The organism is Lysobacter sp. S4-A87 (assembly GCF_022637455.1).
Classification (GTDB): domain Bacteria; phylum Pseudomonadota; class Gammaproteobacteria; order Xanthomonadales; family Xanthomonadaceae; genus Lysobacter_J.
In genome coordinates this window covers 414,033-439,039 of sequence record NZ_CP093341.1, presented here as the reverse complement: position 1 = coordinate 439,039, position 25,007 = coordinate 414,033, and the positions used below count along the sequence as shown (strand labels likewise).

The following is a 25,007-nucleotide window of genomic DNA, read 5'->3' as shown; positions in this document are numbered from 1 at the left end:
TCAAAGGACGGCCAACAACGTTGCGGCTTCCTTCAGCAGGCGCGTTTCGTGCCCTTCTGTGAAACGCGAATAGACCTCCTGCAGTATCGTCTTTGCCTCCCGCGGTCGGCCTTGCGCAATCTTCAGGCGGGCGAGTGCCAATGCGATCCCGATCTCCCAGCCCAGCGCATCCGCCCGACGGGCCTCATGCAGTGCTTCTGCCAGGAAGTCGTGCACTTGCGACGGGCTGAACTGCGGCAGCGCCATCATGGCTTCGCCCTTGGTGCGCAGCAGATCCGGCCGGCTGAAGAAGCCACCACTGCTGTCGGACAACGCGATGGCTTCTTCGATGAACGTGAACGCTTCCTCCGCCTTTCCGTTCACGCACAGAATCTCCGACATTGCCTGCAAACCGAGGAATCGCGCGGGAGGAATGCGAACCCCGGGCAGGCATTGCCGCAACTGCGCTTCCGCCTCGGCGAACAACTTCCGGTGGCGCAGCAGCAGGCCCTTCAGCATCTCGATGTTGGAAACCCGAAAGCCTACGCGATACTCCGCAGGCACGTCCTGCAAATCCTGGAGCAGGGACTCGGCCGTTTGATCGAGATCGTTCAAGAGGAATATCGGGAAGAAGAGCGTCACGCAGGGAAACAGTGAATCGGGAGAACTGCGCGCATCATCGATTGCCTTGATGCACAGCTGCAGGGCCTGCCTGGGAAGGCCGAGCGCCAGCTTCGTGCGCGCCGCGCCAAGGTTGGCATTGAGCATCGCCTTGCTGTCAAAGTACTGAGGTTTCCGGAAAACAGCCTGCGCCAGCTTCCTTCGCGCGATCGCGAACTCTTCGTCCGCATCTGCATGCGACCCCATGTAATGATGCGAGGTGCCGATCATCCAGCGTGCGATGACCGTTTCCGAGGCGCACCCCGCGCTCCTTGCAATTGCCGCGTACTCCTCGGCGACGCGCATCGATTCCGGAAATCGACCTGTGCCCAGCATCGCGTGATGCAAGCCGGCGGTCAGATGAAACGTGGCCCGGTGGTCGCCCTGCGCTCGGCTGATGATCAGACCGGTTTGGAGTGCCGACACCATATCCTCACCGTACAACCCCAATGCGGTGTAGGCGATCGAGAGGGCTTCCAACAGGACCAGTTCGATTGCCGTGGCTTGCAGATGCGCCGGCATGTGATCCAGCGCCCGCCTGCAGCAGCGAGCGCATTCGTCGAACGAACGGTACTGCAGGAGCGACGGCACGGCCAGTGCGCTCAGTTCCACGCCAAGCCCGACATCGTGTGTGGTCGAGAAGCACCAGTCCAATGCAGCGCGCACATTGCCCAGTTCGTCTTCACGCAACTCGGGCGTGGCACCAGGATTGAGATCGAGCGCGGCCTGGCAGCCACGCAGATACTCGGTGTAATGCAACGCATGTCGTTGCATGAGACCTTCGCGATCGTTTTCGTTCGCTAGTTTTTCTGCGGCGTACGTGCGCGTGGTTTCGAGTAGTCTCAGCCGTGTTTGACCTCCCCTGGACCGTACGTTCACCAGCGACTTGTCCGCAAGGTCCGCGATGGCGGCCGCCGCTTGGACTGCGTCGAGCCGTTCGTCGCTGATGACGTTGATTGCCGACTCGAGTGGAAAGGCGCCGGAGAACACCGAAAGCCGACCCAGCGCCAGCCGGTTGCGAGGAGGGAGAAGGTCGTAGGTCCAATCGAGAAGGGCTTCGACGGTCTGATGCCGCGGAGACGCGTCGCGTCGTCCCTGCCAGTGAAGCGCCGACTGGCTGGAAAGTAGTTCGGAAACTCCCTGGACGCCATACGTGCCAACTCGGCTGGATACAAGTTCGATCGCCAGAGGATTTCCGCCCAGCCTTCGACAGATCGCTGCGATCATCGACGCGCTCTCGTCGCTGAGGACGCCATGTGCCCCCCCTTCCTCGGCGCGCTCGACGAACAGCTGCATCGCGGACCACGCCTTCGCACGTTCGGCTTTGAGTCTACCGGTGTTGGGTGGCGACGCGAGGGGGCGCAGAAGGTAAACGTGTTCGTCTGACAGGCGCACTGCCTCCCGACTCGTGCACAGGATCGATAACTGATGCGTCCGGTCAAGCAACTGCCTGCTTAGCGATGCGACGCCACCGATCACGTGTTCGCAGTTGTCCAACACCACCAGCGTCGGGCGCGTGTCCAGGAACTCCGCCAGCCCCGGCACGCTCACGGTTCCGGAGGGCCGATAGGCAGCATCTGACGACAGGGCTTCGATCACTTGGTCATCACGCGTGATGATGCTCAGGTCAACGAAGTGAATTGCATCACCGAAGTGATCGAGCGAGCGCGCAGCCAGCACTGCCACCGTGGTCTTTCCCATTCCCGCGGCCCCAACGACGGTCACCAGACGCCGTTGCAGCAATTGGGACGCCAACTCGGCGACGCTCTCCTCGCGGCCGATAACACGATCCTGTGCAACGGGAGCATTGGCGAGCGATGGGGATTCGCCCGGACCACGAGTTGCACGCGGAACTGCGGGGACATTCAACCGCGGAGATTGAGCTTCCTGCTCGCGCCCCACTTCGGCGACGAAGCAGTAGCCCCGGCCCGCGACACTGGCGATAAAGCGAGCCCCACCCTGTCCGCACCCTAGTGCCTTGCGAAGATGTGCAATCTGCACGCGGACATTGGATTCCTCAACCACGAGGCCCGACCACGCACAGGCCATCAACTCCCGCCGCGTCAGCACCTTCCCCTCCCCATCGACCAGAGCCACCAGAATGTCGAAGGCGCGACTTCCCAAGGCCACATCGCTGCCGTCCTTGCGCAACGTGCGGGTGGCCGGGGTTAGCTTGAAAGTTCCGAACCGGAAGACTTCGTTCATGTCCGCCCCACGGTGGCCTGCTGCGCAGGCGGGCTGAGACTCGCGAAGTGAGCCTAAATATATATGTGGCCCAAGTTCGTGTCCAAAACCTTCGGCTTGGCCTTTGATACCGGTCGAAACGTGCAATCTTCGATTGCCGCCCGCCAAAAGCCGAATGCAAGTTGTTGAATTTGCCGACAAACATGCCGATAGAACGTTTTGCTGGAGCCAAGGCTGATCCACCGCAGGTCATGTCGTTCCCGCTCCGTGAGCAGTCCGGGCGAAGGCGGCGTCGGCGACCTAGCAACAATTAGCGCCCCTAGGAAGCTACGGATTCCGCCCAGGTAATCCGAGCTTCGCGAGATGCTGACCAGCGCGTGGAGGACCGCTATTCGGTATCGAAAGCGGACGTTCGCAGCGCCCGGCGCCTTGGCCCTGTCCCAGTGACCGCTTTCGGGATCCGGCTAAAGGCCTGGTCAGTCGCCGCACCGGCGGGCCTCTCGTATGCGCAGAGTTGGATACGTGATTGTGTCGACAATTTCCGTCGCAATACCGTGTCCCGGCCCCACTAAAGCACTGAATTTATGCGCTTTTTGCGAGAACGCCGTTGAGGAACCGGACAATCGCGTTGATCGTCTTCGCGAGGTGGCGTCTCACGTACCTGTCCATATCGCGCTACCTCCAGGAGCTGGCTGTGTTCACTTGATGAAGCAGCACGGAACTAGCAATGCAAATGTCGCCAAAAGGTCGCCACTGCAATGTTCGGTCCGCTCAACGGCCGGACCGCAGCCCTCCACGGCGCTCAGCCCTTCTTGCTTCATCAACGCGCAAGCTGGGTATTGCCCCGCAAAAAATCCGGTCCGCTCTTCAACCTTCGTACCGTTCCGGTCGCGGACAGCTTCGGTGACTCGACCGGCGAATGCCTCACCCAGTCGTAGCTCGATTGCCGCTGCGTGGTCGTTGAACCCAAGCGCGTAGCGCTAGCGCTAGCGCGGCGACCGGAGCCGAGCACTGCAGCCTGCCAGCCGGCACCGGAAGGAAGAACGTCAACGCCGGCCGCATTGCGTCCGGCGCCAACGGAACCTGCAGGCATGCTACGGGCTACGTACTGCGGTCGCGTGCGACGCGGGCCGCGTCAACGCGACGACCTGCCACATCGCCGACAGGCCGACCAGGACGTACACCACGCGTGCGAGCATCGCGTCCTGACCACCGAACAACGCGGCGACGAGATCGAACTGGAATGCGCCAACCAACCCCCAGTTCAAACCACCGACGATCAGCAATACCAGCGTCACGAGATTCAAACCTTTCATTGTTCATCTCTCCGTGTGTTCGGGTTGGGCAATCAGCCCTGCGGAATGAGCACCTTGTCGATGACGTGGATCACGCCATTGCTCGCGGCCACGTCGGCACTGAGTACGCGGGCTCCGTTGACGGTCACTGCGCCGCCGGACGCGCGGATCGCGAGCTCGCCGCCCTGCACCGTGGTGGCGGCATCCATCCCCGCCACCTGGCTCGCGGTCACGCGGCCCGGCACGACGTGGTAGGTGAGGATTGCGACCAGCTTGTCGTGGTTTTCCGGCTTCAGCAGGCTCTCGACGGTGCCTTTCGGCAGCGCGGCGAAGGCGGCATCGGTCGGCGCGAACACGGTGAATGGGCCGGCGCCCTTGAGCGTGTCGACCAGGCCGGCCGCCTGGAGCGCGGCAGCGAGGGTCTTGAATTGTCCGGCGCCGACGGCGGTGTCGACGATGTCGGCGCGTGACTGCGCCGGAGCGCTGCTCTTGGCGGCACCGTTGCCACCGGCGGGCGCCGCGAAGGCGGCCGGCGTCGAAACGGCCAGGACCAGGGCGACGGCAAGGACGCGCAGGCGGTTCGGCAGGGGGCGGATGGACATGGCGGTTCTCCAGAAGGAAGGGGTGGCACGAGGCGGAGTCTCACCCCCGTGCTGTTAGACACCTGTACAAGCTAGCCATGTACAGAGCATGTACATTTCGCCATGTACATTTCGTCCCATGTACCCCATCAAGGCCGCCGCCGAACTCGCCGGACTCAGCACCGAGACCCTGCGCGCGTGGGAACGTCGGCATGGCGCGATCCACCCCGTCCGGGATGCCCAGGGCCGGCGCCTTTACGACCCGGAGATGATCGAGCGGCTCTCGCGTTTGCACCGCTTGACCGGCCGCGGCCACCCGATCCGCGACCTCGCCGCGCTGGACGACGATGCCCTCGACCGCTTGCTCGACGACGGCCGGCGGGCGGCCTACGGCGGCGTGGAGGGGCTGCCGTCGCGCATGCTCGATGCGATCGCCGAATACCGTGTCGACGTGTTCGACCGCGACCTTTCGGTGGCGATCGCCACGCTACCGATGACCGTGCTGATGACGCGTGTCGTCATGCCACTGTTGCGGGAGGTAGGCCTGCGCTGGGCTGACGGCCGGCTCGCGGTCGCGCAGGAACGACTGGTCAGCAGCCTGCTGCGCATGCGCCTGCTCGCGGTACTCAGCCCCCCTCCGCGCGAACAGCGACCGAGGGTGCTGTTCGCGACGCTTCCTGAGGAACGCCACGAGCTGGGCCTGATCGGCGCGGCGCTGCAGGCACACGAGGCGGGCATGCCCGTGCTTTACCTCGGCACCGAACTGCCGTCCCTTGAAATCGCGCGCGTCGCGGCCAAGCTCGGCGCGGCCGGCGTCGCGCTGAGTTCGATGGACCCACAGCAGGCCCGCCCCGCTCTGGAGGAACTGCGCCAGCTCGATGCCGAGCTGGCGCCCGGCGTGCCCGTGTGGCTCGGCGGCACGAATGCGCGCTACCTTGCCGAAGAACTGGCGTCGGCGCGGATACAGGCCGTGGGCGATGTCCAGTCGATCACGCGGGGCATGGTTCCGAACGCGGGGCGCGGCTGAGTGGCGGCCTACGTCTCGCAGCGCCAAGCAGCTCCACTGCCCTTCCGGTGGGAGGCGGCTCAGTTTCCACCGGCAAAGAAGTTGGCGCCTTCCCCACCGCGCAGCGGGTACGCCCAGCCCAATTCGATCTCGACGCCCACGAACCAGCTCAGCCGAATGCGTACGCCGACACCTATGTCAGCGTACGGTGAACCGTCGCGTAGTCCTTCGCGGTCATCGCCGCTTCCGCCAACCTCGACGAATGCCAACAGGCGCAGCCAGTCCCACTTGACGGGGCGCAGGTACTCCAGCGACCCGTAGTAGTAGTAGTTGCCCTCGAGGAAGTCGGAGTCGTAGCCGCGCATCTGACCCGATCCGCCCAGGGAGAATTCGTTGCGGCTACCGGTGCCACCGGTTAGCACACCTGCGCTTCCGAGCAGCTGCAGTGTCTGGTGCGGAACGTCCCCCATAGCGTGCGACTGGAAGTAGCTGGCGGTGGTTCGCGTGTAGTCGTAATCGGACCCAAGCCCCTCAGAAGCGACCTCGAGCCGCGCATTGAAGCGGCGCCCCGTTTCACTGTACAAGTGGTACCGCAGATTGTCGTAGTCAGCTGTGCCCACCGCTGCCAAGGCCTGACCATCGGATGGCGGAGCAAGCTCGCCGTCGGTGCTTTGGCGTTGCCAGAACGCACCACCGCCCAAGATCCAGCCGCTGCGTGGGCGCTCGCGGCGAAAGTCCCGCGCCATTGCGATCTCGAACTGGTCGAAGGTTTCGTCAAAGCTCTCGTCTGTAACCAAGTTCGTTGCCGGGTCGATGATCGGCGTCACCCGTTCGCGTCTTTCTAGTCGCGCACGCAGTTCGTAGGGGGTATCAAACACGTAGGGGGCACGGTAGCTCATGCGTGCGCTGGTTTCCTCAAGGCGATCACGCTCGTTCGGGAACTCGCCTTTCTCCACAGTCACGTTCATGCGGTGATTGAGTCCCCAGACATTGCTCCAGCGCAGATTCGCCCCATAACTGTAGTCGCTGTCCGAACTGGCATCGATGCGAGGCAGCACCAGAAGGTGATATTTCTCACGCACCGTGACCTCGAGCATTACACCGCCGGCAATCGCCGACGTGGCCGCCTTGACCTCGCGGAACAGGCCCAGGTCCTGCACCGCCTGGCGGCCGTTGTCAATGGCGACCGGGTCGGCGGCATCGCCAGGCGCCAGTCCGAGTTCGCGCAGGATCACCTTGTCTTGCGTCTTTTCGTTGCCGACCAGGCGGATCTCCGCGATTCGCGGCCAGGTTGCTTCGCTGGCGCCAGCAGTGAGGATCATCGCGCAGCCAAGCAACGCGGTGGCAGCGGCCTGAAGACACAAGCGGATCAGCGGGGCGTACATGACGTGCGGCTATCGTCTGGCAGGCGCGCATGACCTGTCGACGATGCATCGGCCGGCGCCGCATCGCATACGTCGCTGCTGGGGGCGCTCTGGTCGTCAAGGAATATCTGCGAGACGCAGCCCGTCACGGCCGAGATCAGGGCGGTACACACCACCAGCCTCGTGCTCTCTCCTTTCCACCTGATCGGCACCACGGCACACCTCGGCGATCCTGACGGCTACACCTTAGGCACCCCTCTGCTCACGGCATTGATCCAAGTCAACTGCGAGTGCCGTCCCGGCCCGACCCGACTGGACATCCACGCTCCGACCCGAGTGAGAATCACTCAGTCCGCTCTCCCGGAAATGGCGTAGAACTCAGGCCACTTTTGCAAACATGCGCCTACCAGCGCCCTGGGGGTCCGATGCTTCACCTTGAGCGACACCGACGACAACAGATGGGATGGCTCCGAGCATCCGTTCTGGGGGCCAACGACGGTCTCATTTCGACGAGTGGCCTGGTTATCGGCGTATCGACCGCGAATGCGGCGAGCCATGACATCCTGGTGATCGGCTTGGCCGGTGTCGTTGCGGGCGCGCTGTCCATGGCCGCCGGTGAGTATGTGTCGGTAAGCACGCAGTCGGATGCAGAACGCGCTGAGACGGAGAAGGAGCGTCGCGAACTGCTGACTCAACCTGAGGCCGAGTTGCGCGAGATGGCCGAGATTTACAAAGAGCGTGGGCTCAGTGCCGACATCGCCGAGACGGTTGCCCAGCAGCTGACCGACCACGACGCATTGAGCGCTCACCTGCGTGATGAACTTGGCATATCCGAGCTGGTGAGGGCACGCCCCGTCCAGGCTGCACTCTCCTCGGCGGCTTCGTTCTGCGTCGGAGCCACCTTCCCACTCGTAACCGCGGTGCTTTTGCCCGGCCAGAATGGCGTCTGGGCCATTGCCGGGGTTTCGCTCCTTCTTCTCACGGTGCTGGGCGGGTCCGCCGCATATATGGGGGGCGCTCCCGTCGCCAAGGGAGCGCTGCGGGTACTCGTATGGGGCGCCCTGGCAATGGCGACGACGGCGCTGATCGGCGAGCTGTTCGGCTTGCAGTCGACAGGCTGATTGGGTTGGCTCTAACCGGACGACAATCTGGATCTGGCATCCGGTCGTCCTCGCGCGAGGATCAGCGAACTACCACGACCGGCACCTCTGAGCGACTGAGCACTTTGATGGTGACGGACCCAAGAAACAGGCTTTTGAGCGCACTGCGTCCATGCGATCCCATGACGAGCACGTCGCAGTTCGACTTCTTCACGAATTTGAGCAGTGCCTCGGCCGGGTCGCCTATGAGAAGGTGTTCCTCATAATTGATGCCCGCGCGCTTGAGTCGTGATTTGGCGCCCTTCATGACGGCTTTTCCGTTTTCCTGATGGTAGCGGTCCACACCCTTGACGCCCAACTCGACGGCCACACGCTGCAGCAACGGCTCGTCCACATAGACCAGCAGGACTTGCGGAAGCTTGGCGAGGTCGGAGGCCAGCCTTGCGACGTAACGGGAAGCGGCCTCAGATGCCTTGCTTCCGTCCGTTGTTACCACGATTCGCATGATCGCTTCCTCGGAGTGCCCAGATGGGTCCATCTTCACCATCGTCTGCGGCTGGGCATTGACTTGGATCAATGCTTGAACGTCATCGCCGTCGCCTGGCATGCCGGGGCGGGCTTCATTGATCCAGATCAATGCCTCCGCGGCACGCAGGAGGACATTGGCGTCCGACCAATACCGGAGTCGGGCGATGATCAAGGACCTTGTGGTGCCGATGATGAACGTCACAGGTGACCTCGCGGCCATCGATGCCGCGGCCGCCTATGCGATACAGTGGGGGGCTCGACTGACTGTGATCGAGCCCGTCAACCTGCCGCTACCGACACCCGGTCCGTGGGGCATAGCCCCAAGCACCTCGATGAGCGAGATCTACGAGGTCATCCGGTCCGAGTCGCAGGTCCGGGCGACGAAGTTTCGAGAACACCTGGCCCGGCAGGAAGCACCTTTCGAAGTGCGCGTAGTCGAGTCCCTGTTCGTCAACCCGGATCGCACGGCAACGCTGCATGCGCGCTATGCTGATCTCGTGGTCATGGGCGGATATGAGGAGGACTCCCCCGATGCACCCGCAGTTCGCGCTTACTTCAGTACCCTGCTGCTTGAATCGGGCCGACCCATCCTCTATGTACCTTCCACGCACACGGTCAAGGCGCCAATACGGCGTGCCGTCGTCGCTTGGCGCCCGACTCGGGAGGCCACCCGCGCGCTGCACGATGCGCTGCCCCTGCTGCTTCTTGCCGAATCAGTGGACGTACTGGAAGTGGGACCGGCGCGTACCGACCTCGGCGACGGAGACCAGCCTGGCGCCGACATCGCGGCACATCTTGCCCGGCACGGCCTCAAGGTTCGCGTGGTGATTCATGAGCAGTCAGGTGAGGCGGTGACGTCGGCACTGCTGCGTCATTGCGAGCAGGCCCATGCGCAGCTTCTGGTGGTGGGAGGTTATGGGCATTCGCGCTTCCGTGAATGGGTTCTTGGTGGGGTAACCCGCGAACTTCTCCAGTACGCCAGGCTGCCGGTGCTCTTTTCTCACTGAACAACGTAAAAGGCATCGGCTAACGCCGATGCCCTTCGCTATTGCCTGCTGCCCTCTGCGTCAGCGCTTCTCGGCCCCGGTCAGATCCAGCTCGTGGATGACCTGGCTGGCTTCGTCGGGGTCGAGTCTGCTCCTGAAGCCGAGGAAAGTAGCCAATTCGCGCATCGGCGCGTTCTCGGCCGAGTCGATCGAGAACATGGTGCGCACGCCCCTCGACTTGGCCACGGCGATCAGGTGGCGCATCAGCACCGTGCCCAATCCCTTGTGCTGCCAATGCTCGTCTACGGTCACGGCGCATTCGCTGTGAGCACCAGTGGCGTCCGTGCAATAGCGGCTCACGCCGACGATTCGCTCGCGGTCGTCCTCGTTGGCTACCGCGACAAAGGCCACTTGGTGGACATAGTCGATATCTGTGAGCTGCTTCAGGAATGCCTCGCTTGGGCTGCGCACCTGACCAAGAAAGCGGAAGCGACGGGCTTCGTCGGAGAGCCCTTCGATGAACTCGCGTTCGGCCTGCTTGTCGTGGACATCTATCGGACGGATCAGAACCTTGGTTCGGTCACGGAGCGTTTCCAGCCAGCGAGGGAATGCCTGCTCGGAACCCTCCGCGGCGATCGGTGGCTGCATGTTCATGTAGGACCCCGCATCAACTGTGTGCACCAAGCCTAGATTGCATTGACCACAGGTCATTGACATGGATCAAGGTTCGACCCACAGCACCAGGAATCCACCATTGATCTGCGTCAACTTGACCCCTTGTCATTGTGTGCAAGCTGCGAGGGCAAACGGAGAGTCCTCATGTACAGAGACATCCTTCTTCCCTGTTTCTTTGGCGGCCTCCACATGCCGGCACTGCAGGCTGCCCGGGCCCTGGCCGTGGCGCGCAACGCACGCCTGGTCGCGCTTGCAGGCGTAAGCATCGTTGCTCCCGTGCCATCTGCCTGGGCGTACTACCCCGCCGGTGTATACGCCACCATGCATGAAAGCGCGGAGGCGACGACGTTGGCACTGGTCAAGACCATTGGAGAGCAACTCGCCCATGGGGACGGCGCGAGCGATGTAATCCAGTCCGAACAGTACTGGTTGACGCCGGCCGAACAGGCAATTGCGCATGCGTACTGCGCGGATGTGACGGTCCTGGGAATCGAGCGAAGGTTCCAGGCTCATGAGGACCGCTTGTTTGCCGGGCTGATGATGGAAAGCGGACGTCCGCTGCTGCTGGTGCCGGCGCAGTCCACTGCCGATTCGTTCCGTCGGATTCTTGTTGCCTGGAAACCGAGCCGTGAGGCTGCGCGCGCGCTGCACGACGCCTTGCCGGTGCTTGAGCAGGCAGAGAGCGTGGATTTGCTGATGGTCGAAGGCAGTTTCAGGTCCCCACCGATGCACAATGCCGGGGGCGCGGAGATTGCGCTGCATCTTCGCCACCACGGCATAGAGGTCAACCCGGTCCGGCGCAACGACGCCGGGACGTCGACCGGCCTGGCCATTGTCGACTACGCGAAGGAGATGCGCGCCGACATGATCGTGGTGGGCGGCTACGGGAGGTCGCGCGCATCGGAGATCGTGTTCGGCGGCGTCACCCAGACCCTACTACGCCACGCGACAACACCGGTGCTGTTCTCCCACTAGGGTGGGAGTGATCGGGTCCCATCTGCAGGTGCGCCAGCTTCGATTGTTGATGCAGATCACGAAGCGAAGTCCTGGACGGCGCGTAATGCGCACATACTCGCCGTGGAGCATCGACATGTTCAAGGATCTCATCGTCCCGCTCACCGATTCGCCCGGTGACGCAAACGCACTTGAAGCAGCGCTGGCACTGGCCGGCCATTCGCATGCTCATCTGGCGGTGGTGGGGACGATCTACCTGCCAGCCCCGGTTCCCGGCGCTTGGGGCGTGCCACCGGATGCCTCGTCGATGCAACGGATCTACGAGGAGACGCGTGCCATGGCAGAAGCCCAGGCTGCCCGCTTGCGCGAACGTCTGGCCGACGAACCGGTCCCAACGGATGTGCGCATGGTCGAGTCCATGGCCGCGAGTGCGCTGCCGCAATCTGCATTGCATTCGCACTACGCCGATCTTGTGGTGATGACCTCGGCCGAGGGCAGCAAGGGCGATCGGCTGGCCATCCATGCGCTCTTCGGCGCCTTGCTCCTCGGTTCCGGACGCCCGGTGCTGGTGGTGCCCCCCTGCTGCAAGCCCACGTTCCCGCCGCGTCACGCCGTTGTGGCGTGGCGGCCGACGCGGGAATCCACCCGGGCACTGCACGACGCGATGCCAATCCTGCGCACCTGCGCATCGGTAGACGTGGTCGAAGTCGAATCCGGGTCGCCGGAGCTGAGCGACGACGGCCAGCAGCCGGGCGCCGACATTGCCGCCCACCTTGCTCGTCACGACATCAACGTGCGCGTGTTGATTCTTCCGCAGCGGGGCGAATCCGTGGCGGCCGAGCTGATTGGCCATTGCAATCAGTCAGGCGCCGAACTGCTGGTGGCCGGTGGCTACGGCCACTCGCGCTTTCGTGAATGGGTGCTCGGCGGCACGACTCGGGATCTTCTTGACTCCGCAAAGCTGCCGGTGCTGTTTTCACATTGATCTGCCTTCACATTGGACCTGCTTTCACGTTGGAACCAGTCCAACTCCATGCAAGCACAGCCACGCACGCCAGAATCAGCGCAATACTCACCCGGGACGCAATGCGCGACGCCTCACCCAATGCCGCGTCACCCATGACAGCCGGATCCTTGGCAAGAAAGTGCAGCATGATCACATGCAGCGGCAGCATGACCGCGTTGATCACCTGACTGCCGTAGATGAGCGGGATCAGCGGCACCCTTGGCATCGAGACAACGGTGGCAGCCACCGTCGTGAGGGTCACGAAGGCCACGTAGAACAACCGGAAATGGCGCGCATCCAGATCCAACGACGCCGGTGAGCCAGCCCCCTCGGCAATGGAGTAAGCGGTAGCGAGTGGGACAATGGCCGCCGCAAGCAGCGATGCGCCCAGCAGACCCGCACCGAATATCACCGTTGCGAAGGGGCCGGCGAGTGGGCGCAGCGCGATCGCCGCATCACTTGCATCCCGAATACGCACTCCGGCACGGTGAAGGGTGGCGGCACAAGCCACTGCGATGGCCAGCCCGATCACGCCTGTCAGCAACGAGCCGATGACGACATCGACACGCTCGAAGCGCAGGTTGGCGATCGTGATCTTCTTGTCCACTGAGTACGACTGGATGAATGCGAGCCCCCAGGGCGCCAGTGTGGTCCCCAGGGTGGCTGCGACGGCGGTCCATCCGGTGGTGTCATCTGGCAAACGGGGAACCACGGTGCTGCTCCAGACCAGCCCCCAGTCCGGCCCCGCAAGTACACCGTCCACGATGTAGAGCGCGAGCGTCGCAGATACGATCAGGAGTACGCGTTCCACGCGATGAAACGACCCAAGTACCACGACGAGCGAGATCAGGACCGCGGCAGTTGGAGCACTGATCCAGGGGGGAATGCCGATGAGGGAACACGCGGCCGCGATGCCGGCGTACTCCGCGCAGATGGTGCCGAAGTTCGCGAGCAGCAGGGCAACCACGGCGCAGTAGCCCGGCGCATCGCCCCAGCGCGCACGGATCGCGCCTACGAACCCCTTGCCGCTGGCGGCACCGATTCGCAATGCCATCAGATGGAACTGGACCAACAGGATCGTCGAAGCGGGAATGACCCATAAGAGGCGGTAGCCGTGATCGGCCCCAAGCACGGAGTACGTCGTGATTCCGGCAGGGTCGTCATCCGACAAGCCCGCCAGCAATCCAGGCCCAAGCACGGCAAAGAACGCGGCGAGGGCGCCTGATCCGCTGGCGCGCAGCTGCGCGAATCGCAGCGCTATGCCGCGTCGGAAGTGCGCCACGGCGTGTGGCGGCGCTTGGTATCGCCCTCGAAGCCGGTGCACGAGGGATCCGCCTTCCTGGTCGGGTCGCATGGCTTCTCCTCTACTTGCGGGGTCGACTCGGATCCGGCGGACCCGGTCTGCCACACGTAGCGCTGGGTTCAATGCGCGGTATATCCACCGTCGATGACAAGCTCGCTGCCTGTGACGAAACGGGACTCATCGCAAGCAAGGTAGACCACACCCCAGGCGATATCGTCCGGATCGCCCATATGGCCCAGCGGATGCATCAGGCCGACCTCTCGCCGGGCCTGCTCGATATCGGTGGCGCCACTGTCGCGCAGATGCCGCTCGACCATCGGGGTCCAGATGAAGCCAGGATGGATCGAGTTCACCCGAATGCCGTCTTTGGCGTAGAACATGGCATCGGTCTTGCTCATCAACCTCACAGCCCCCTTGGACGCGTGATAGGGCGGCACATCGGCTGCGCCAACCAGGCCGTAGATTGAGGAGAGGTTGATGATGCTGCCACCGCCAGAGCGGCGCAGATGCGCGATCGCATGCTTGGTGCAGAAGAAGACACCCTTGACGTTGACGGCCTGCACACGATCCCATTCGGCCTCGGTGACCTCGTGCGTCGGCTTGGTGACGCCGGCAATCCCGGCGTTGTTGACCAGCACGTGCACCGCGCCGAAGCGACCGGCCACGCCATCGATGGCATCGCTTACTGTTGCCTCGGTGGCGACATCGACGTGCCAGTAGTGGGCCTGCGCGCCCTTCCCTCGCAGCGCGTTGGCGAGTGCCGCCCCCTCTTCATCCAGGACGTCGAACAGAGCCACTGTCGCCCCCTCCTGGGCCAGCCGGTGCACGCACGCCTCACCGATGCCAACCGCGGCGCCGGTCACGATGCAGACTTTGCCTTTGACCCGATTCATGCCGCCCTCCGCGCCAGCCTGGACTGACAATCCGCGCCAAGGTTGGCATCGATCGATTCGCCCGTATTGACCTGGATCATGGTGGTGGCAGTTACTGATCGTTACAAACCGTTACCGATGCGGGGTTCTGGCGTTTCATTGGCGAGTTACGGTCGGCATGGGATCCCCGCATAGGAGCTGCCGTCATGCTAGGTATGCAGGCCGTACAAGACGACTTCGCGATTGCCCCGCCGAACCTGGAGTCGCCGCCGTCATTGACTCACTGCGCGCCGTACCTGCCTGGGCTGGAAGCGCTGGTGGCTGGCCTGCCCCTGCTGCGTCGACGCGTGCGTGCACGTCAGTACCTGTTCCGCGCCGGACAGCCGCGCAACGCTCTCTACCTGGTCCACGCCGGATTCTTCAAGACGCGGATCCTCAGCGATGACGGTAGGGAGAAGATCACTGGATTCCGCCTGCGCGGCGACCTGCTGGGCATGGACGCGCTCGACATGCCGCGCTTCACTTGCGACGCGATCGCACTCGACGTGGGTGAGGTCTGGGAGCTTCCCTGCGGCGATCTGCGCGAGCGACTGCCGCAGTTCCAGGAGCAGCTGACGGCGATGTTGGCCAGCGAGATCCGGCGCGATTGGAAATGGATGCTGGTGACAGGAAGCCTCAATGCCGACCAGCGGGTGGTTTCTTTCCTGCTGGACCTGTCGACGCGCCTGGAAGCCCTTGGCTTCAGCGCCAGCAGCATGTTCCTGCGCATGACCCGTGCGGATGTTGGCAACTTCCTGTCGATCCAGCTCGAGACGGTCGTGCGTGCACTCACCCGGCTGCAGGCAAGGGGCCTGATTGGCGTGGACCGGCGAGAGATCCGAATCCTGGACGCCGCCGGTCTGCGTGCTTCATTGAGCCAGGAAACCACCCACTGAAGCTTGTTACCACAGGCAAGTCCGGATCGCTTCCGCCAATCCCTCGCGACGATAGGGCTTGCGAAGCAGTTCGAACCTGTCGCGTAAATCGGCATCCACGGCGTCGGCGCTCTCGTCGTAGCCTGAGGTCATCAGGACCCTAAGGCCCGGGTGCCGGCTTTTCGCCCACTGGGCCAGCGCATACCCGTTCATTCCATTCCCGAGGATGACATCGCTGAAAAGCAGCGAAATGTCCGGGTTCTCCGACAAAACCGCCATCGCCTGCGTGGCACTGTCCGCGGAAAGGGGCCTGTAACCCAGCGATTGCAGGAACGCGATGGCGACCGCGCGCACATCGGACTCGTCTTCTACCACCAGCACGGTCTCACCGTCGCCGCGCAGGGATGGCCTTGCGGGCGCTGCAGGGCTGTCTGCAGAGCGCGCGACCGGCAGATAGATCGCCACCGCGGTGCCTCGACCTGGTTGGCTATCGATGCCGAGGTAGCCATTGCTCTGTCGAGCGAAGCCATACACCATGCTCAGGCCCAGTCCGCTGCCGCGCCCTGAGTCCTTGGTTGTGAAGAACGGGTCGATAGCGCGGGCGAGCGTTTCGGCCGACATACCAATGCCGTTGTCTTCGACGCAGAAGACGACATAGTGGCCGGGTGCCATGTCCGGAAGTCCATCACCGGCAGTGACCCACCGCTCCTGCGCGGACAGCGTGATGTCGCCACCAGCAGGCAACGCATCGCGGGCATTCAGCACGAGGTTCACCAAGGCTGTCTCGAGATGGGCAACATCGGCGTAGGCGGCCGGCACCGAGTCCGGACAGTCGATGGTCAGCCGGACCATGTCGCCCAGCGTTCGCTGCAGCATCGTACCCAACCCTTGCAGCAGCGAGTGCGGAACGACCCCACCGGGCGTCAGGTGCTGGCGACGCGCGAATGCCAGCAGCTTCGTCGTGAGCTCCGCACCACGCGACACCGAACGCAGTCCACCGGCAATCAGGTCCTGCGCACCTGGCCGATCCTGGCACTCGATCTCAAGCAACTGCAGGCAACCGGACATGACCGTCAACAGATTGTTGAAATCGTGCGCGACGCCTCCCGTCAACTGGCCGATTGCGTCCAGTCGCTGCGCGTGCGCCAGCTCCTCCTCGGTACGGCGGCGCTGCATCAGCGCCGCCAGCAGGTTGGCCGAAGACTGCAACAGGTGCAGAGCGTCGTGGTCGAGACCGTTCGGCCGCCGCGACAGCCCGATCAGCACTCCCGCCGGCCGATCCCTGCCAAGCAGGGGAATAAGCGCGCCCTCCGCGAACGCCTCGTCCTCGGCGAGGAGCGAGACATCGCGCAGGAACATTGGCCGATCACCCAGCAATTCCTGACTGATCGCGGACCATTGCCGCGCCGTCCATGTCCGGATGACCTCCGGCTCCGTGCCGAAGGAAGCGGGAACCTCGGTGATCATGCCGTCCAGCCCGATCAGTGCCATCGCCACCACGTCCACATCCAGTTCGGCCGCCAGCAAAGGCGGCAGGGTCTGGATGAGCTGGTTCTCGTCGGTCGATTCGAGCGCGAGGTGGCCGATCCTCGCGACCAGCGCATCGTAGCGGGCACGGATGATCGCCTGCCGTGCGCGCTGGCTTTCCGACACGTCACGGATCGAAGCCAGGTAACGCGTCCCATGCTCCGTGTCCACGGGACTCAGGGCGATCTCGACGGGAAACTGCTGCCCGTCCAGGCGTTGACCGATGAGCGACTGGCCGGTTTCACCCATCTGGCGAATACGCGGGCTGGCCATGTAATCCTGGCGATGAAGTCCGTGGCGATGGCGCGAGGCCATCGGCATCAACGCCTCGACTTCCAGACCTAGCAAGCGTCCCGTGGCGAAGCCGAAAAGACGCTCGGCATTGGCATTGGCCTGTACGACTTTGCCGCCATCATCGACCAGGATCAGCGCATCCGGCACGATCTCGAACAACTGGGCGAGCAGACTGCCCTGACTCATTTCTGCCGGACCGCCGCCGCAAACACGTAGCCGACACCACGAACGGACTGGATCAGTTGCGGGTACGCGGGATCGCGTTCGACCTTGCGGCGCAGCCGGCCGATCTGCACATCGATCGAGCGATCGAACGGCCCGACGTCGCGCCCGTGCAGGCAGTTCATCAACTGGTCCCGGGACAACGTCTGGTTCGGATGGTCCAGGAGCGTGCACAGGAGCGCAAACTCGCCGGTCGTCAGTGCCGTGGCGCAGCCTTGCCGATCCGTCAGCCGACGCGTCGACGTGTCCAGCTGCATGCCATCGAACGCGACCGCGCGCAGTGAAGGTGACGCGGGACGCTCCTCGGGCTGGACCCGCCGCAACACCGAACGCATTCGGGCGAGCAACTCCCTGAAGTCGAACGGCTTGGTGACGTAGTCGTCCGCCCCAAGTTCCAGCCCCACCACCCGCTCGACAGGCTCGCCACGCCCGGTAACCACGATCACCGGAATGCCGTGCGTCTGCAGGCGTCGCAACACGATCAGGCCATCCTCGTCCGGCAGGCCCAGGTCGAGCAGTATCAGGTCCACCGGACCGTTCCCCAGTGCCAGGTCCAGCTCGGCACCGCTACCGGCGATGCTCGTCCGAAAGCCGTGTCCGGCCAGATAGCGAGCCAGCAGGGCGCTCACGTCAGGATCGTCGTCCACGATCAGGACGTGTGACCGGGCTTCGCTGACGGGACCCTCGGAAGCTTGCACGGAGGCGGCTCGGGCTCGTGGGTGGATCCAGCTTACCAAACGCAGGACGGCAAGCGCATCGGTCGCGGAGATTGATCTGGATCAGCGATGCAGGCTTCTGATTGGCCGAGACTTGGACCAGCCTTGCACCGGGAGTGCCTTATGCGCGATGTGCTCATCCATCTGGCCACACACCACGAGTGGGATTACAGCGCCCTGTTTGCCGGGCGATTGTCAGCGAGATTGAAGGCCTCGCTGACCGGCGCCTTGTGCTGCCCCCCTGTTGCCGCCGCGATGGCCGGCGACGTCGGCGGAATGGTAGCGATGGCGGCGGTACGACCTCCTCCGGACCTGGACGCCCTGGAAGGAAAAAGGCGCCGCTTCGGCAGCTGGGCATCCTCGATGGGCGTCTCACACAGCGATCTGTTGATCTGCCAGACCGACGCAAACTACGCCCTGCAATCGCTCGCGCGGTGGCATGACCTGCTCGTGCTCCCGGCCGGCGACAGCGTGCCATGGGGATCGGAACCGGCGTTGGCTGAAATACTCGTGACCTCGCAGGCGCCGTGCCTCGTCGTACCCGAGGGATGCCAGTCGTCCGCTGAAGGCGAGTGCATCGCCGTCGCCTGGGACGGCTCGCAGGCGGCTGCAGGGGCGCTGCATGCGGCACTTCCCCTCCTGGATCGGGCCAAACGCATCGTGGCATTGGTCGGAAAGAACATGCAGCCACCGGCTGCAGCACGAATGCCGCATGTCGACCTGGAGCGCCAGCTCGCACGTCATGGCCTGTCGTGCGTGCGCGAACCCGTCGAGCTGGGCCACCACGAGACTGACGGCGCCGCACTCCTGCACGCGGCACTGGGTGTCAATGCCGACCTGATCGTGCTGGGAGCGTTCGGACGCACGCGGTTGAGCGAGTGGGTCCTGGGCGGCGTCTCGCGCTACATGCTCGAGCACAGCCCGCTTCCCATACTGATGCGCCACTGACCACTCAATGCAGAGCCTTGACGCTCTGGATGAAGCGGGCGGCATCGAGGCAATGCAGCTCGGCAGGCAGGTGACTGCGGTCGACGACGAGCGTGGCCAGCGGTGACCGCCCGCACAACAGTTCCAGCTCAACGAACGCATTCTCGGAACCGTGTGTGTCTTCGGTGCAGAAGAACGCGACCTGGGGCGCGCCTCCCCCATAGCGCTTGGCAAAGCTGCGCACCGGCGCCGCCATGCGGCCAGCCCAGACCGGTCCGCCAATCAAAAGCACGCCGTAGCCGGCGGGATCGAGCCGCGCCGGAACGATGGCCGTCGAACGACGGGTGATCACATCGAACACCGTGCGCAGGGCGCCCAAGGCGCCTCGGCGCGGGCGCGGCTCGGTGATCCGCTCGATGTCCGCATTGAGCGCTTGCCGCAGTTCATGGGCGACCGCGCGGGTGTGGCCGCTCCTGGAGTAGTACGCAATCAAGGTGCTGCGGGCCATACCTCACCCGCCTCCCATCGCCCTTCGCGGTCCGCACTCCATTTCGCGGACCTGTTCCTTCAGCATTGCTTCGCTGAGCCCGCGCAGGCGAAGGGAGACAGCCGCGAAGATGTCGTCGGCAGAGACCATGCCGACCAGGCGTCCGTCCTCGCGCACCACAGGCAGCCTGCGAACGCCGCGATAGCGCATGATCTCGATCGCATCGAACGGATCCTGCAGCTCGCGACACGTTGCAACGGATGTGGTCATCGCACTTGCTACGGTCGCCGCCTGCGCATCTATGCCGGTGGCAACCACCGCCAGCACGATATCCCGATCCGTGAGGATACCCACTGGCACGCGCTCGTCGCCTGCGACGACAACCAGAGTGCCCACATGGCAGCGCTGCATGGCTTCCGCAGCCTGCCGGACTGACGCATTCAACTGGATGCAGGCTACTTCACCTGTACAGATATCACCGACTCGCATACGTCACTCCCAAGGATCGTCCACGCAACCAAAGTCGGCTGGTTTCGGCCCCGTGATATTGATCGTTGTCAACGTTCCGACCTGATGCCACGCGACAATCACGGGATCAGGCACAGCGCGGCGAAGGGAACCAGGTTGAGCAACAGAATGCCGATCTTGTAGATCGCCATTCCTGAATAGTGGATGGCATCGAATCCTTCTACCGACAGCCTGAACCAGCGTCCGTGCATGGAATAGAGCCAGTCCCTGGCAAGCACGTAGAGAATGAACCAGACAAGCAGGACTGCATAGTTGATGCATGCACACCAGAGCAGAAAATCCTTGATCTCGTTCATGGCCATGACTTGCCTCCATTGTGTCGAGTTGTACAGGCCACGCCTACGATGGACATTCAAGGGCTCGTGGCCAGGAAGCTGCGCAGGTCCATCAGCGGCTGCTGGGTCACACGAACGTAGCCGTCGGGCCGATCCAGCGACGCAATGACGGTGATGACCATTGCGAAGGAAAGTGCGAGGATCACCGACGCCTTGGCGCGCCTGGATCCTGACACGCCCGCGTGATATCCAATGCTCATCGTCCCGAAGACGATCAGCCCGGACAGAACCAACCAGACGCCCTTCGGTATTCGCATCTGCAGGCCAATGGCAACCCGTGAAGCGTGCGTGGCAAAGACATCGCTGAGCGACTCGACGTACAGCGCGGCCACGTCGGAGTTCAGATCGCGCTTGCCGTTGGCGACGGCGATATCCCAAAGGCGCCGCTGGATCTGGTCCGACTGGGCAAGCATCACGCGAACCTTGCCGGGCTCAACGCTGCCGCCACTGGCGAAGGCCAGGCGAAGATCCAGGTACTTACGGAGCAGCTCGCGCGTCTCGCCGCGGTCGGCCTCCTGCAGGAAGTCCGAGCGCAGATAGGTGAGGCGCAACGCGTTCGCGTCATCGCGGACCAGTGCCTTCCTGGAGTCGTAGCGCTCCGCGGCAATGCCAAAGGTAAAAGCGAGCATGAACGCCGTCAGGCCGAGGATGGCCCCCGCCACGCCCGAGGCGGGCGCCTCCTTCTCGTCTGCCGAGCGGCGATGGGAAGCCCGGCCCAGCCGGTATCCGGCTTCCACCGACGCCATGATCATGGCGATGGTGCCGAAGAAGAAGAGCCAGATGGGGACCGAGTCGACGTTCATACCTGTGGCCATGCGGTTCAGCATTGGATCGTGGAGGAAACCGCCCCGTCCTCCTTGATCCAGGTCATGCAATCGGCGCGGGCGGAAAGGCTGATCCAGATCAACTTCGCCCACCCCCAGTGGGCATGTACTTGCGGCAGCACGGCGGAGCCAGCGTTCCGGAGACCCAAGATGGAAGACAAGCAACTGCGACAGCGAGTGCACGAGGAGCTGGCGTTCGAGCGGTGCATCGATACGAACAGCATCGTCGTCAAGGCCGACAATGGCGTCATAACCCTAGCCGGCTGCGTGGGCACCTACATCCAGAAGCTTGCCGCCGAACGCGCCGCCTGGCGGGTCAGAGGCGTGAAGGCAGTAGTACAAGGCATCATCGTTCGCCCCGGCGATGGCCAGGTTTGCGACGAGGAGATCCTGGCACGGGGCCGTGCCCTTCTGGCGTGGGACTCCACGCTACCGGGCACCATCGAACTGATCGTCCAGCGGGGCTGGGTGACGCTGAAAGGCGAGGTCCGGTGGCAGTTCCAGCGCGACGGTGCGGAGCGCACCCTGTCGCACCTGTCCGGCATCACTGGCATCAGCAACAACATTCTGATTGCAGTCGATCGGTCTGCCATGCAGACGGTGCGGGCCAAGAAGAGCATCGAACACGCGCTCAGGCGAAACTGCGAAGTTCCAGCACGACAGATTCGGGTCGACGTCCTTGACGGACTGGTATGCCTCGATGGTGAAGTCGATACATGGAGCGAGCGCCTGGCTGCCGAACGCGCAGCCTGGTCGGCACCCGGAGTTCGCGAGGTTGTCGATCGCCTGACGATTCGCTGATCCGGTCCCGCCCCATTTCTGCTCACGCTATCGCGCAGTGAAGAAGACCCTGCCGTTGAATGGCTCGCCTAGTGGTTCGACCTGATATCCCAATGCCATCGCTCTGCTGCGAACCTCGGGAAAGGTCTCCTGCTTGCATATCCACAACGTATTCGCCTCCCGTTCGCCCAGCTCGCGCGCCAGTGGATCGTCGTATTCAGGGTTGATGGCCTGCTGCGGATACGGTGCCAAGGCAATCTTCTCTACTTCCGTGTGCGGCCCCAAATGGAGGTGAAGGCCGTAGCGTGCCATGTCCTCGACGAAGATCACTTCCCTCAATGGCCCTGATGTCCTGGCCCGTATCGCTTCGGCCCATCGGGACGCATCCTTGTGCGTAGGCCAAATTGCGACTGCGAACTTCATGAGCAGCATAATCAGCACCCAGGCACCAAGTGCACGCCAGGACGCTGTTACCTGCCACTCCCGCGGCATTCTCAGTGCCAGTGCCAGCGCCAGCGCCAGCGGAGTGAAGAGCGGAAGTAGATACAGTGGCATCCTCGACCTTGCCACGCAAAAGATCAGCAGCGGAAGAGCGATCCACAGCGAAATGAGCACTTGTGGCGCCTCTCGGGCGCGCCGCCCCGGATCCCGCCACCAGGAGGCCACTGCCTTCGGCAACCCCTTGACCCACCGTAGCAGCCACCTCGTCCACGGGATAGTTCCGAGCAACAGCGTCGGGATGTAGATCCAGATCCAGTCGTACCAGCGGCCATGGCGCGAGAACTCGCTGGTCGCGATCCGGTTGATGACTTCTTCGCCGACGAAGTATGCGAGAAGGCCTGGATGCCCGCGAATGACCGCCACGTACCACGGAAGCGCAAGCGCTGCGAACAGCAGGACGCCCATGCCACGGAACAGACGGAACCGGTCCCTTCCAGGCATGCACTGGTCGAAGACGATGATTACCGCCAAGGGCATGAGACCGGGGGGCCCTTTGGTCAGGAAGGCCGCCGCGAAGGACATCCACATCAGGACCAACCATCTCAAACCGTGGGCCGGATCACCGAATCTGGCTTCGACAAAAGCCCACATCGCCGCGGTGGCGAATGCCGCCAGAAGATAGTCAGCCGTCATGAACTGCGACGCCCCCACCGTGAACAGCATGGTGGCGTAAACCGTCGCAGCCGCGGCCTGCCTTCCGGGCGCCAGCCGGACCGCCATCTTCCATACCAGCAGGACGCAGACCAGATAGGACAGCGCCGACGGGAGTCGGGCAGACCATGGACTGGCGCCAAAAACGGCTACGCTGCTGGCAATAGCCCAGTAGGTCATGGGGGGCTTGGTCCAGTGCCCCACCTCGTGGTGCCGCCGCGGCGTGATCCAGTCGCCACTATCCAACATGTTCAGAGCGACGTTGGTATATCGCCCCTCGTCCGGGTCCCATATCCCGCGCGCGCCCAGGAAGCCGAACGCCACGATCAAAGCGAGCAACACCACGAACGCTTCCCGGGAATGAGCAGCCCTGGCAATCCGCTCTCGCCATGTCAGCAGGGTAACATGGCGTTCCAGGATCACCTGAGCGGTATCTCGGCGATGACGCGCAGGCCACCCAGTCCTGGCGACGCATCAAGCTCTACCCGTCCTCGATGGAGCATCAGAACGCTGCGCACGATCGCGAGCCCGAGACCGTTTCCTTCGACACCGGTGCCCAGCTCGCGGTGGAACCGGTTGAACACGCGTTGCCTGGCCTCCGGCGGAATGCCGGGGCCGCTGTCCTCGACTTCCAGTCTGGCGTTGCTCTCGTGCGGCGACACGGTGACGATAACTTTCCCGTGTTCTGGCGTGTATCGCACCGCGTTGTCAAGAACGTTCCGAACCAGTGAGTCCAGGGCGATGGGATCGCCGGCCACCTGCAACGGAACTGAATGCAGTTCGATGGTGATGCCTCGCTTCGCCGCGATCGACCGGTGCTCGATCACCTGATGGCTAACCAGCGAGTCCATGTCGACCGGGACGTTGGCCCGTAGACCCGCCCCCTCGTCGACACGACTGAGCGAGAGCATCTGCGAAACCAGATGATTCAATCGCGTCACGCTTCGTTGCATCAACCGCTGTGCCTCTTCCCGCTCCGCGCCATCGCGGGCCTCGCACACGTTGTCTGCGTGCACCTTCAAGGCCGAGATGGGAGTTCGAAGTTCGTGTGCCACATCTGCCGTGAACCGTCGCTCCCGCTTCATCGCCGAATCAAGGCGCTGCATCAGCCCGTTGACGGCCCGCGCCACACCCAGCAGTTCTTTCGGGACGGCCTGCAGGTCCAGTGCAGCCAGGTTGTCCGCCTCGCGCTGTTCGATCTGGCGCGAAAGATTCACAACATTGCGCAGAGCCCACGTAACCAGAAACCACACCAGCAGAGCCATGACCGGCAGAGCGATCAGCAAGGGCAACAACGTGCCGAAGGCAATGTCCTGGGCCAGCTCGCTGCGAATATCGGACAGCTCTCCCGCCTGGTACCAGTAGCCTGACGGTGCCATCAGCGTGAAGCTTCGCCAGTTCTGGCCGTCAATGGTGACATTGCGATAGCCGGCCTGCAGCGGTGCCAGTGCGTGGTCCGGGCCACTGTCGGAGCGGAGCAGCAGGCGGCCGGACGTGTCGCGGACCTGGAAGGCCAACTTGGTTTCATATGCGTGGCCAGTCGGGAACACGAGATCATCCCCGACGCCTTTTGCGACGCCGTGCCAGACATTGATGGTCAGTGGCTCGGCGGGACCGTGGGCAACCAGCTCGTCAAGCGGTTGGTCAACCAGGCTCACCAGCACGCGCGCCGAGTGCGCGAGCTTGGCGTCGAACATCTCGCCGGCCTCCTGGAGCCCGGCCCGGTAGCTGAAATAGCCGGCGACGGCCATCACAACGGACATCGTCCCGATCAGCGACACCAGCATCAATCTCCGGATCGATGTCAT

At 63.6% G+C, this 25,007-nt stretch carries 24 protein-coding genes; 8 read left to right on the top strand and 16 right to left on the bottom strand.

Translation table 11 applies throughout. The features are described 5' to 3' along the window. The 3 genes from MNR01_RS02005 to MNR01_RS01995 all read right to left on the bottom strand — a co-directional run bounded on the left by MNR01_RS02005 (window position 1) and on the right by MNR01_RS01995 (window position 4,720). Window positions 1–2,844, bottom strand: a complete 2,844-nt coding sequence (locus MNR01_RS02005; RefSeq protein ID WP_241919320.1) for a winged helix-turn-helix domain-containing protein — start codon at window positions 2,842–2,844, stop codon at window positions 1–3. Between the two features lie 1,073 nt (window positions 2,845–3,917). Further along, window positions 3,918–4,139 carry a DUF378 domain-containing protein gene (locus MNR01_RS02000; RefSeq protein WP_241919319.1) on the bottom strand — a complete coding sequence of 74 codons (222 nt, stop codon included), beginning with the start codon at window positions 4,137–4,139 and terminating at the stop codon, window positions 3,918–3,920. A 32-nt stretch (window positions 4,140–4,171) separates the two neighbouring features. After that, a complete protein-coding gene (locus MNR01_RS01995; RefSeq protein WP_241919318.1) occupies window positions 4,172–4,720 on the bottom strand; it encodes a fasciclin domain-containing protein in 549 nt (182 codons plus the stop codon). 118 nt (window positions 4,721–4,838) lie between these two features. Between MNR01_RS01995 and MNR01_RS01990 the strand changes: the two genes are divergently transcribed. Further along, a complete protein-coding gene (locus MNR01_RS01990) occupies window positions 4,839–5,726 on the top strand; it encodes a cobalamin B12-binding domain-containing protein (RefSeq protein ID WP_241919317.1) in 888 nt (295 codons plus the stop codon). A 59-nt stretch (window positions 5,727–5,785) separates the two neighbouring features. On the opposite strand, the gene MNR01_RS01985 is transcribed toward MNR01_RS01990, so the two are convergent. Then, window positions 5,786–7,090, bottom strand: coding sequence for a BamA/TamA family outer membrane protein (locus MNR01_RS01985; protein WP_241919316.1), 1,305 nt, complete (start codon window positions 7,088–7,090; stop codon window positions 5,786–5,788). A gap of 404 nt (window positions 7,091–7,494) precedes the next feature. Here MNR01_RS01985 and MNR01_RS01980 point away from each other — a divergent pair, with 404 nt between their 5' ends. After that, on the top strand, window positions 7,495–8,190 hold the full coding sequence (locus tag MNR01_RS01980; RefSeq protein ID WP_241919315.1) for a VIT family protein: 696 nt from the start codon (window positions 7,495–7,497) through the stop codon (window positions 8,188–8,190). A 61-nt stretch (window positions 8,191–8,251) separates the two neighbouring features. On the opposite strand, the gene MNR01_RS01975 is transcribed toward MNR01_RS01980, so the two are convergent. Further along, on the bottom strand, window positions 8,252–8,869 hold the full coding sequence (locus tag MNR01_RS01975) for a universal stress protein (protein ID WP_241919314.1): 618 nt from the start codon (window positions 8,867–8,869) through the stop codon (window positions 8,252–8,254). On the opposite strand from MNR01_RS01975, the gene MNR01_RS01970 reads away from it, so the two are divergent. Continuing rightward, a complete protein-coding gene (locus MNR01_RS01970) occupies window positions 8,862–9,704 on the top strand; it encodes a universal stress protein (RefSeq protein WP_241919313.1) in 843 nt (280 codons plus the stop codon). The two genes, MNR01_RS01975 and MNR01_RS01970, sit on opposite strands and share 8 nt — an antisense overlap. 60 nt (window positions 9,705–9,764) lie before the next feature. Here the strand turns inward: MNR01_RS01970 and MNR01_RS01965 are convergent, their stop codons facing one another. Then, window positions 9,765–10,337: a GNAT family N-acetyltransferase gene (locus MNR01_RS01965; RefSeq protein WP_241919312.1), complete on the bottom strand. Its 573-nt coding sequence runs from the start codon at window positions 10,335–10,337 to the stop codon at window positions 9,765–9,767. Between the two features lie 165 nt (window positions 10,338–10,502). Here MNR01_RS01965 and MNR01_RS01960 point away from each other — a divergent pair, with 165 nt between their 5' ends. After that, window positions 10,503–11,333 (top strand): universal stress protein, encoded by an 831-nt coding sequence (locus MNR01_RS01960; RefSeq protein ID WP_241919311.1) that lies wholly within the window; start codon window positions 10,503–10,505, stop codon window positions 11,331–11,333. 115 nt (window positions 11,334–11,448) lie between these two features. Continuing rightward, window positions 11,449–12,297: a universal stress protein gene (locus tag MNR01_RS01955; protein WP_241919310.1), complete on the top strand. Its 849-nt coding sequence runs from the start codon at window positions 11,449–11,451 to the stop codon at window positions 12,295–12,297. Window positions 12,298–12,304: 7 nt separating this feature from the next. Here MNR01_RS01955 and MNR01_RS01950 read toward each other — a convergent pair whose 3' ends face one another. After that, window positions 12,305–13,672 carry a divalent metal cation transporter gene (locus MNR01_RS01950; protein WP_241919309.1) on the bottom strand — a complete coding sequence of 456 codons (1,368 nt, stop codon included), beginning with the start codon at window positions 13,670–13,672 and terminating at the stop codon, window positions 12,305–12,307. Window positions 13,673–13,740: 68 nt separating this feature from the next. Further along, on the bottom strand, window positions 13,741–14,514 hold the full coding sequence (locus tag MNR01_RS01945) for a glucose 1-dehydrogenase (protein WP_241919308.1): 774 nt from the start codon (window positions 14,512–14,514) through the stop codon (window positions 13,741–13,743). Window positions 14,515–14,699: 185 nt separating this feature from the next. Between MNR01_RS01945 and MNR01_RS01940 the strand changes: the two genes are divergently transcribed. Further along, the gene (locus MNR01_RS01940) at window positions 14,700–15,428 is read left to right on the top strand and encodes a helix-turn-helix domain-containing protein (protein ID WP_241919307.1); all 729 of its coding nucleotides are present in this window, start codon (window positions 14,700–14,702) and stop codon (window positions 15,426–15,428) included. Between the two features lie 6 nt (window positions 15,429–15,434). Here the strand turns inward: MNR01_RS01940 and MNR01_RS01935 are convergent, their stop codons facing one another. Next, complete coding sequence (locus MNR01_RS01935) at window positions 15,435–17,414, bottom strand: ATP-binding protein (protein WP_241919306.1); 1,980 nt, start codon at window positions 17,412–17,414, stop codon at window positions 15,435–15,437. After that, window positions 17,411–18,097 (bottom strand): response regulator, encoded by a 687-nt coding sequence (locus MNR01_RS01930; protein ID WP_256451885.1) that lies wholly within the window; start codon window positions 18,095–18,097, stop codon window positions 17,411–17,413. Before MNR01_RS01930 ends, MNR01_RS01935 begins: the two co-directional genes overlap by 4 nt. Window positions 18,098–18,289: 192 nt before the next feature. On the opposite strand from MNR01_RS01930, the gene MNR01_RS01925 reads away from it, so the two are divergent. Further along, entirely contained in the window at window positions 18,290–19,114 is an 825-nt protein-coding gene (locus MNR01_RS01925) for a universal stress protein (protein WP_241919304.1), read from the top strand. A gap of 4 nt (window positions 19,115–19,118) precedes the next feature. Here MNR01_RS01925 and MNR01_RS01920 read toward each other — a convergent pair whose 3' ends face one another. The 4 genes from MNR01_RS01920 to MNR01_RS01905 all read right to left on the bottom strand — a co-directional run bounded on the left by MNR01_RS01920 (window position 19,119) and on the right by MNR01_RS01905 (window position 21,246). Further along, window positions 19,119–19,601: a hypothetical protein gene (locus tag MNR01_RS01920; protein WP_241919303.1), complete on the bottom strand. Its 483-nt coding sequence runs from the start codon at window positions 19,599–19,601 to the stop codon at window positions 19,119–19,121. A gap of 3 nt (window positions 19,602–19,604) precedes the next feature. Continuing rightward, entirely contained in the window at window positions 19,605–20,069 is a 465-nt protein-coding gene (locus MNR01_RS01915) for a CBS domain-containing protein (RefSeq protein WP_241919302.1), read from the bottom strand. A gap of 98 nt (window positions 20,070–20,167) precedes the next feature. Then, window positions 20,168–20,410 (bottom strand): DUF6868 family protein, encoded by a 243-nt coding sequence (locus MNR01_RS01910; RefSeq protein ID WP_241919301.1) that lies wholly within the window; start codon window positions 20,408–20,410, stop codon window positions 20,168–20,170. 50 nt (window positions 20,411–20,460) lie between these two features. Then, on the bottom strand, window positions 20,461–21,246 hold the full coding sequence (locus MNR01_RS01905; RefSeq protein WP_241919300.1) for a hypothetical protein: 786 nt from the start codon (window positions 21,244–21,246) through the stop codon (window positions 20,461–20,463). 171 nt (window positions 21,247–21,417) lie between these two features. Between MNR01_RS01905 and MNR01_RS01900 the strand changes: the two genes are divergently transcribed. Beyond that, window positions 21,418–22,068, top strand: a complete 651-nt coding sequence (locus MNR01_RS01900; protein ID WP_241919299.1) for a BON domain-containing protein — start codon at window positions 21,418–21,420, stop codon at window positions 22,066–22,068. A gap of 27 nt (window positions 22,069–22,095) precedes the next feature. On the opposite strand, the gene MNR01_RS01895 is transcribed toward MNR01_RS01900, so the two are convergent. Together MNR01_RS01895 and MNR01_RS01890 are read right to left on the bottom strand one after the other, a co-directional pair. Further along, complete coding sequence (locus MNR01_RS01895) at window positions 22,096–23,622, bottom strand: glycosyltransferase family 39 protein (RefSeq protein WP_241919298.1); 1,527 nt, start codon at window positions 23,620–23,622, stop codon at window positions 22,096–22,098. After that, complete coding sequence (locus MNR01_RS01890) at window positions 23,619–24,986, bottom strand: ATP-binding protein (RefSeq protein WP_241919297.1); 1,368 nt, start codon at window positions 24,984–24,986, stop codon at window positions 23,619–23,621. Before MNR01_RS01890 ends, MNR01_RS01895 begins: the two co-directional genes overlap by 4 nt. Window positions 24,987–25,007 lie beyond the last annotated feature (21 nt).

What these genes read in the sequence shown, in the direction of transcription:
- MNR01_RS01940 (WP_241919307.1), top strand. Translation starts at nt 14,700, where the DNA reads ATGCTAGGTATGCAGGCCGTACAAGACGACTTCGCGATTGCCCCGCCG.
- MNR01_RS01900 (WP_241919299.1), top strand. Translation starts at nt 21,418, where the DNA reads ATGGAAGACAAGCAACTGCGACAGCGAGTGCACGAGGAGCTGGCGTTC.
- MNR01_RS01985 (WP_241919316.1), bottom strand. Translation starts at nt 7,090, where the DNA reads ATGTACGCCCCGCTGATCCGCTTGTGTCTTCAGGCCGCTGCCACCGCG.
- MNR01_RS01945 (WP_241919308.1), bottom strand. Translation starts at nt 14,514, where the DNA reads ATGAATCGGGTCAAAGGCAAAGTCTGCATCGTGACCGGCGCCGCGGTT.
- MNR01_RS01965 (WP_241919312.1), bottom strand. Translation starts at nt 10,337, where the DNA reads ATGAACATGCAGCCACCGATCGCCGCGGAGGGTTCCGAGCAGGCATTC.
- MNR01_RS01950 (WP_241919309.1), bottom strand. Translation starts at nt 13,672, where the DNA reads ATGCGACCCGACCAGGAAGGCGGATCCCTCGTGCACCGGCTTCGAGGG.
- MNR01_RS01915 (WP_241919302.1), bottom strand. Translation starts at nt 20,069, where the DNA reads ATGCGAGTCGGTGATATCTGTACAGGTGAAGTAGCCTGCATCCAGTTG.
- MNR01_RS01960 (WP_241919311.1), top strand. Translation starts at nt 10,503, where the DNA reads ATGTACAGAGACATCCTTCTTCCCTGTTTCTTTGGCGGCCTCCACATG.
- MNR01_RS01995 (WP_241919318.1), bottom strand. Translation starts at nt 4,720, where the DNA reads ATGTCCATCCGCCCCCTGCCGAACCGCCTGCGCGTCCTTGCCGTCGCC.
- MNR01_RS01935 (WP_241919306.1), bottom strand. Translation starts at nt 17,414, where the DNA reads ATGAGTCAGGGCAGTCTGCTCGCCCAGTTGTTCGAGATCGTGCCGGAT.
- MNR01_RS01905 (WP_241919300.1), bottom strand. Translation starts at nt 21,246, where the DNA reads ATGAACGTCGACTCGGTCCCCATCTGGCTCTTCTTCTTCGGCACCATC.
- MNR01_RS01910 (WP_241919301.1), bottom strand. Translation starts at nt 20,410, where the DNA reads ATGGCCATGAACGAGATCAAGGATTTTCTGCTCTGGTGTGCATGCATC.
- MNR01_RS01920 (WP_241919303.1), bottom strand. Translation starts at nt 19,601, where the DNA reads ATGGCCCGCAGCACCTTGATTGCGTACTACTCCAGGAGCGGCCACACC.
- MNR01_RS02005 (WP_241919320.1), bottom strand. Translation starts at nt 2,844, where the DNA reads ATGAACGAAGTCTTCCGGTTCGGAACTTTCAAGCTAACCCCGGCCACC.
- MNR01_RS01970 (WP_241919313.1), top strand. Translation starts at nt 8,862, where the DNA reads ATGATCAAGGACCTTGTGGTGCCGATGATGAACGTCACAGGTGACCTC.
- MNR01_RS01955 (WP_241919310.1), top strand. Translation starts at nt 11,449, where the DNA reads ATGTTCAAGGATCTCATCGTCCCGCTCACCGATTCGCCCGGTGACGCA.
- MNR01_RS01980 (WP_241919315.1), top strand. Translation starts at nt 7,495, where the DNA reads ATGCTTCACCTTGAGCGACACCGACGACAACAGATGGGATGGCTCCGA.
- MNR01_RS01890 (WP_241919297.1), bottom strand. Translation starts at nt 24,986, where the DNA reads ATGCTGGTGTCGCTGATCGGGACGATGTCCGTTGTGATGGCCGTCGCC.
- MNR01_RS01990 (WP_241919317.1), top strand. Translation starts at nt 4,839, where the DNA reads ATGTACCCCATCAAGGCCGCCGCCGAACTCGCCGGACTCAGCACCGAG.
- MNR01_RS02000 (WP_241919319.1), bottom strand. Translation starts at nt 4,139, where the DNA reads ATGAAAGGTTTGAATCTCGTGACGCTGGTATTGCTGATCGTCGGTGGT.
- MNR01_RS01925 (WP_241919304.1), top strand. Translation starts at nt 18,290, where the DNA reads ATGCGCGATGTGCTCATCCATCTGGCCACACACCACGAGTGGGATTAC.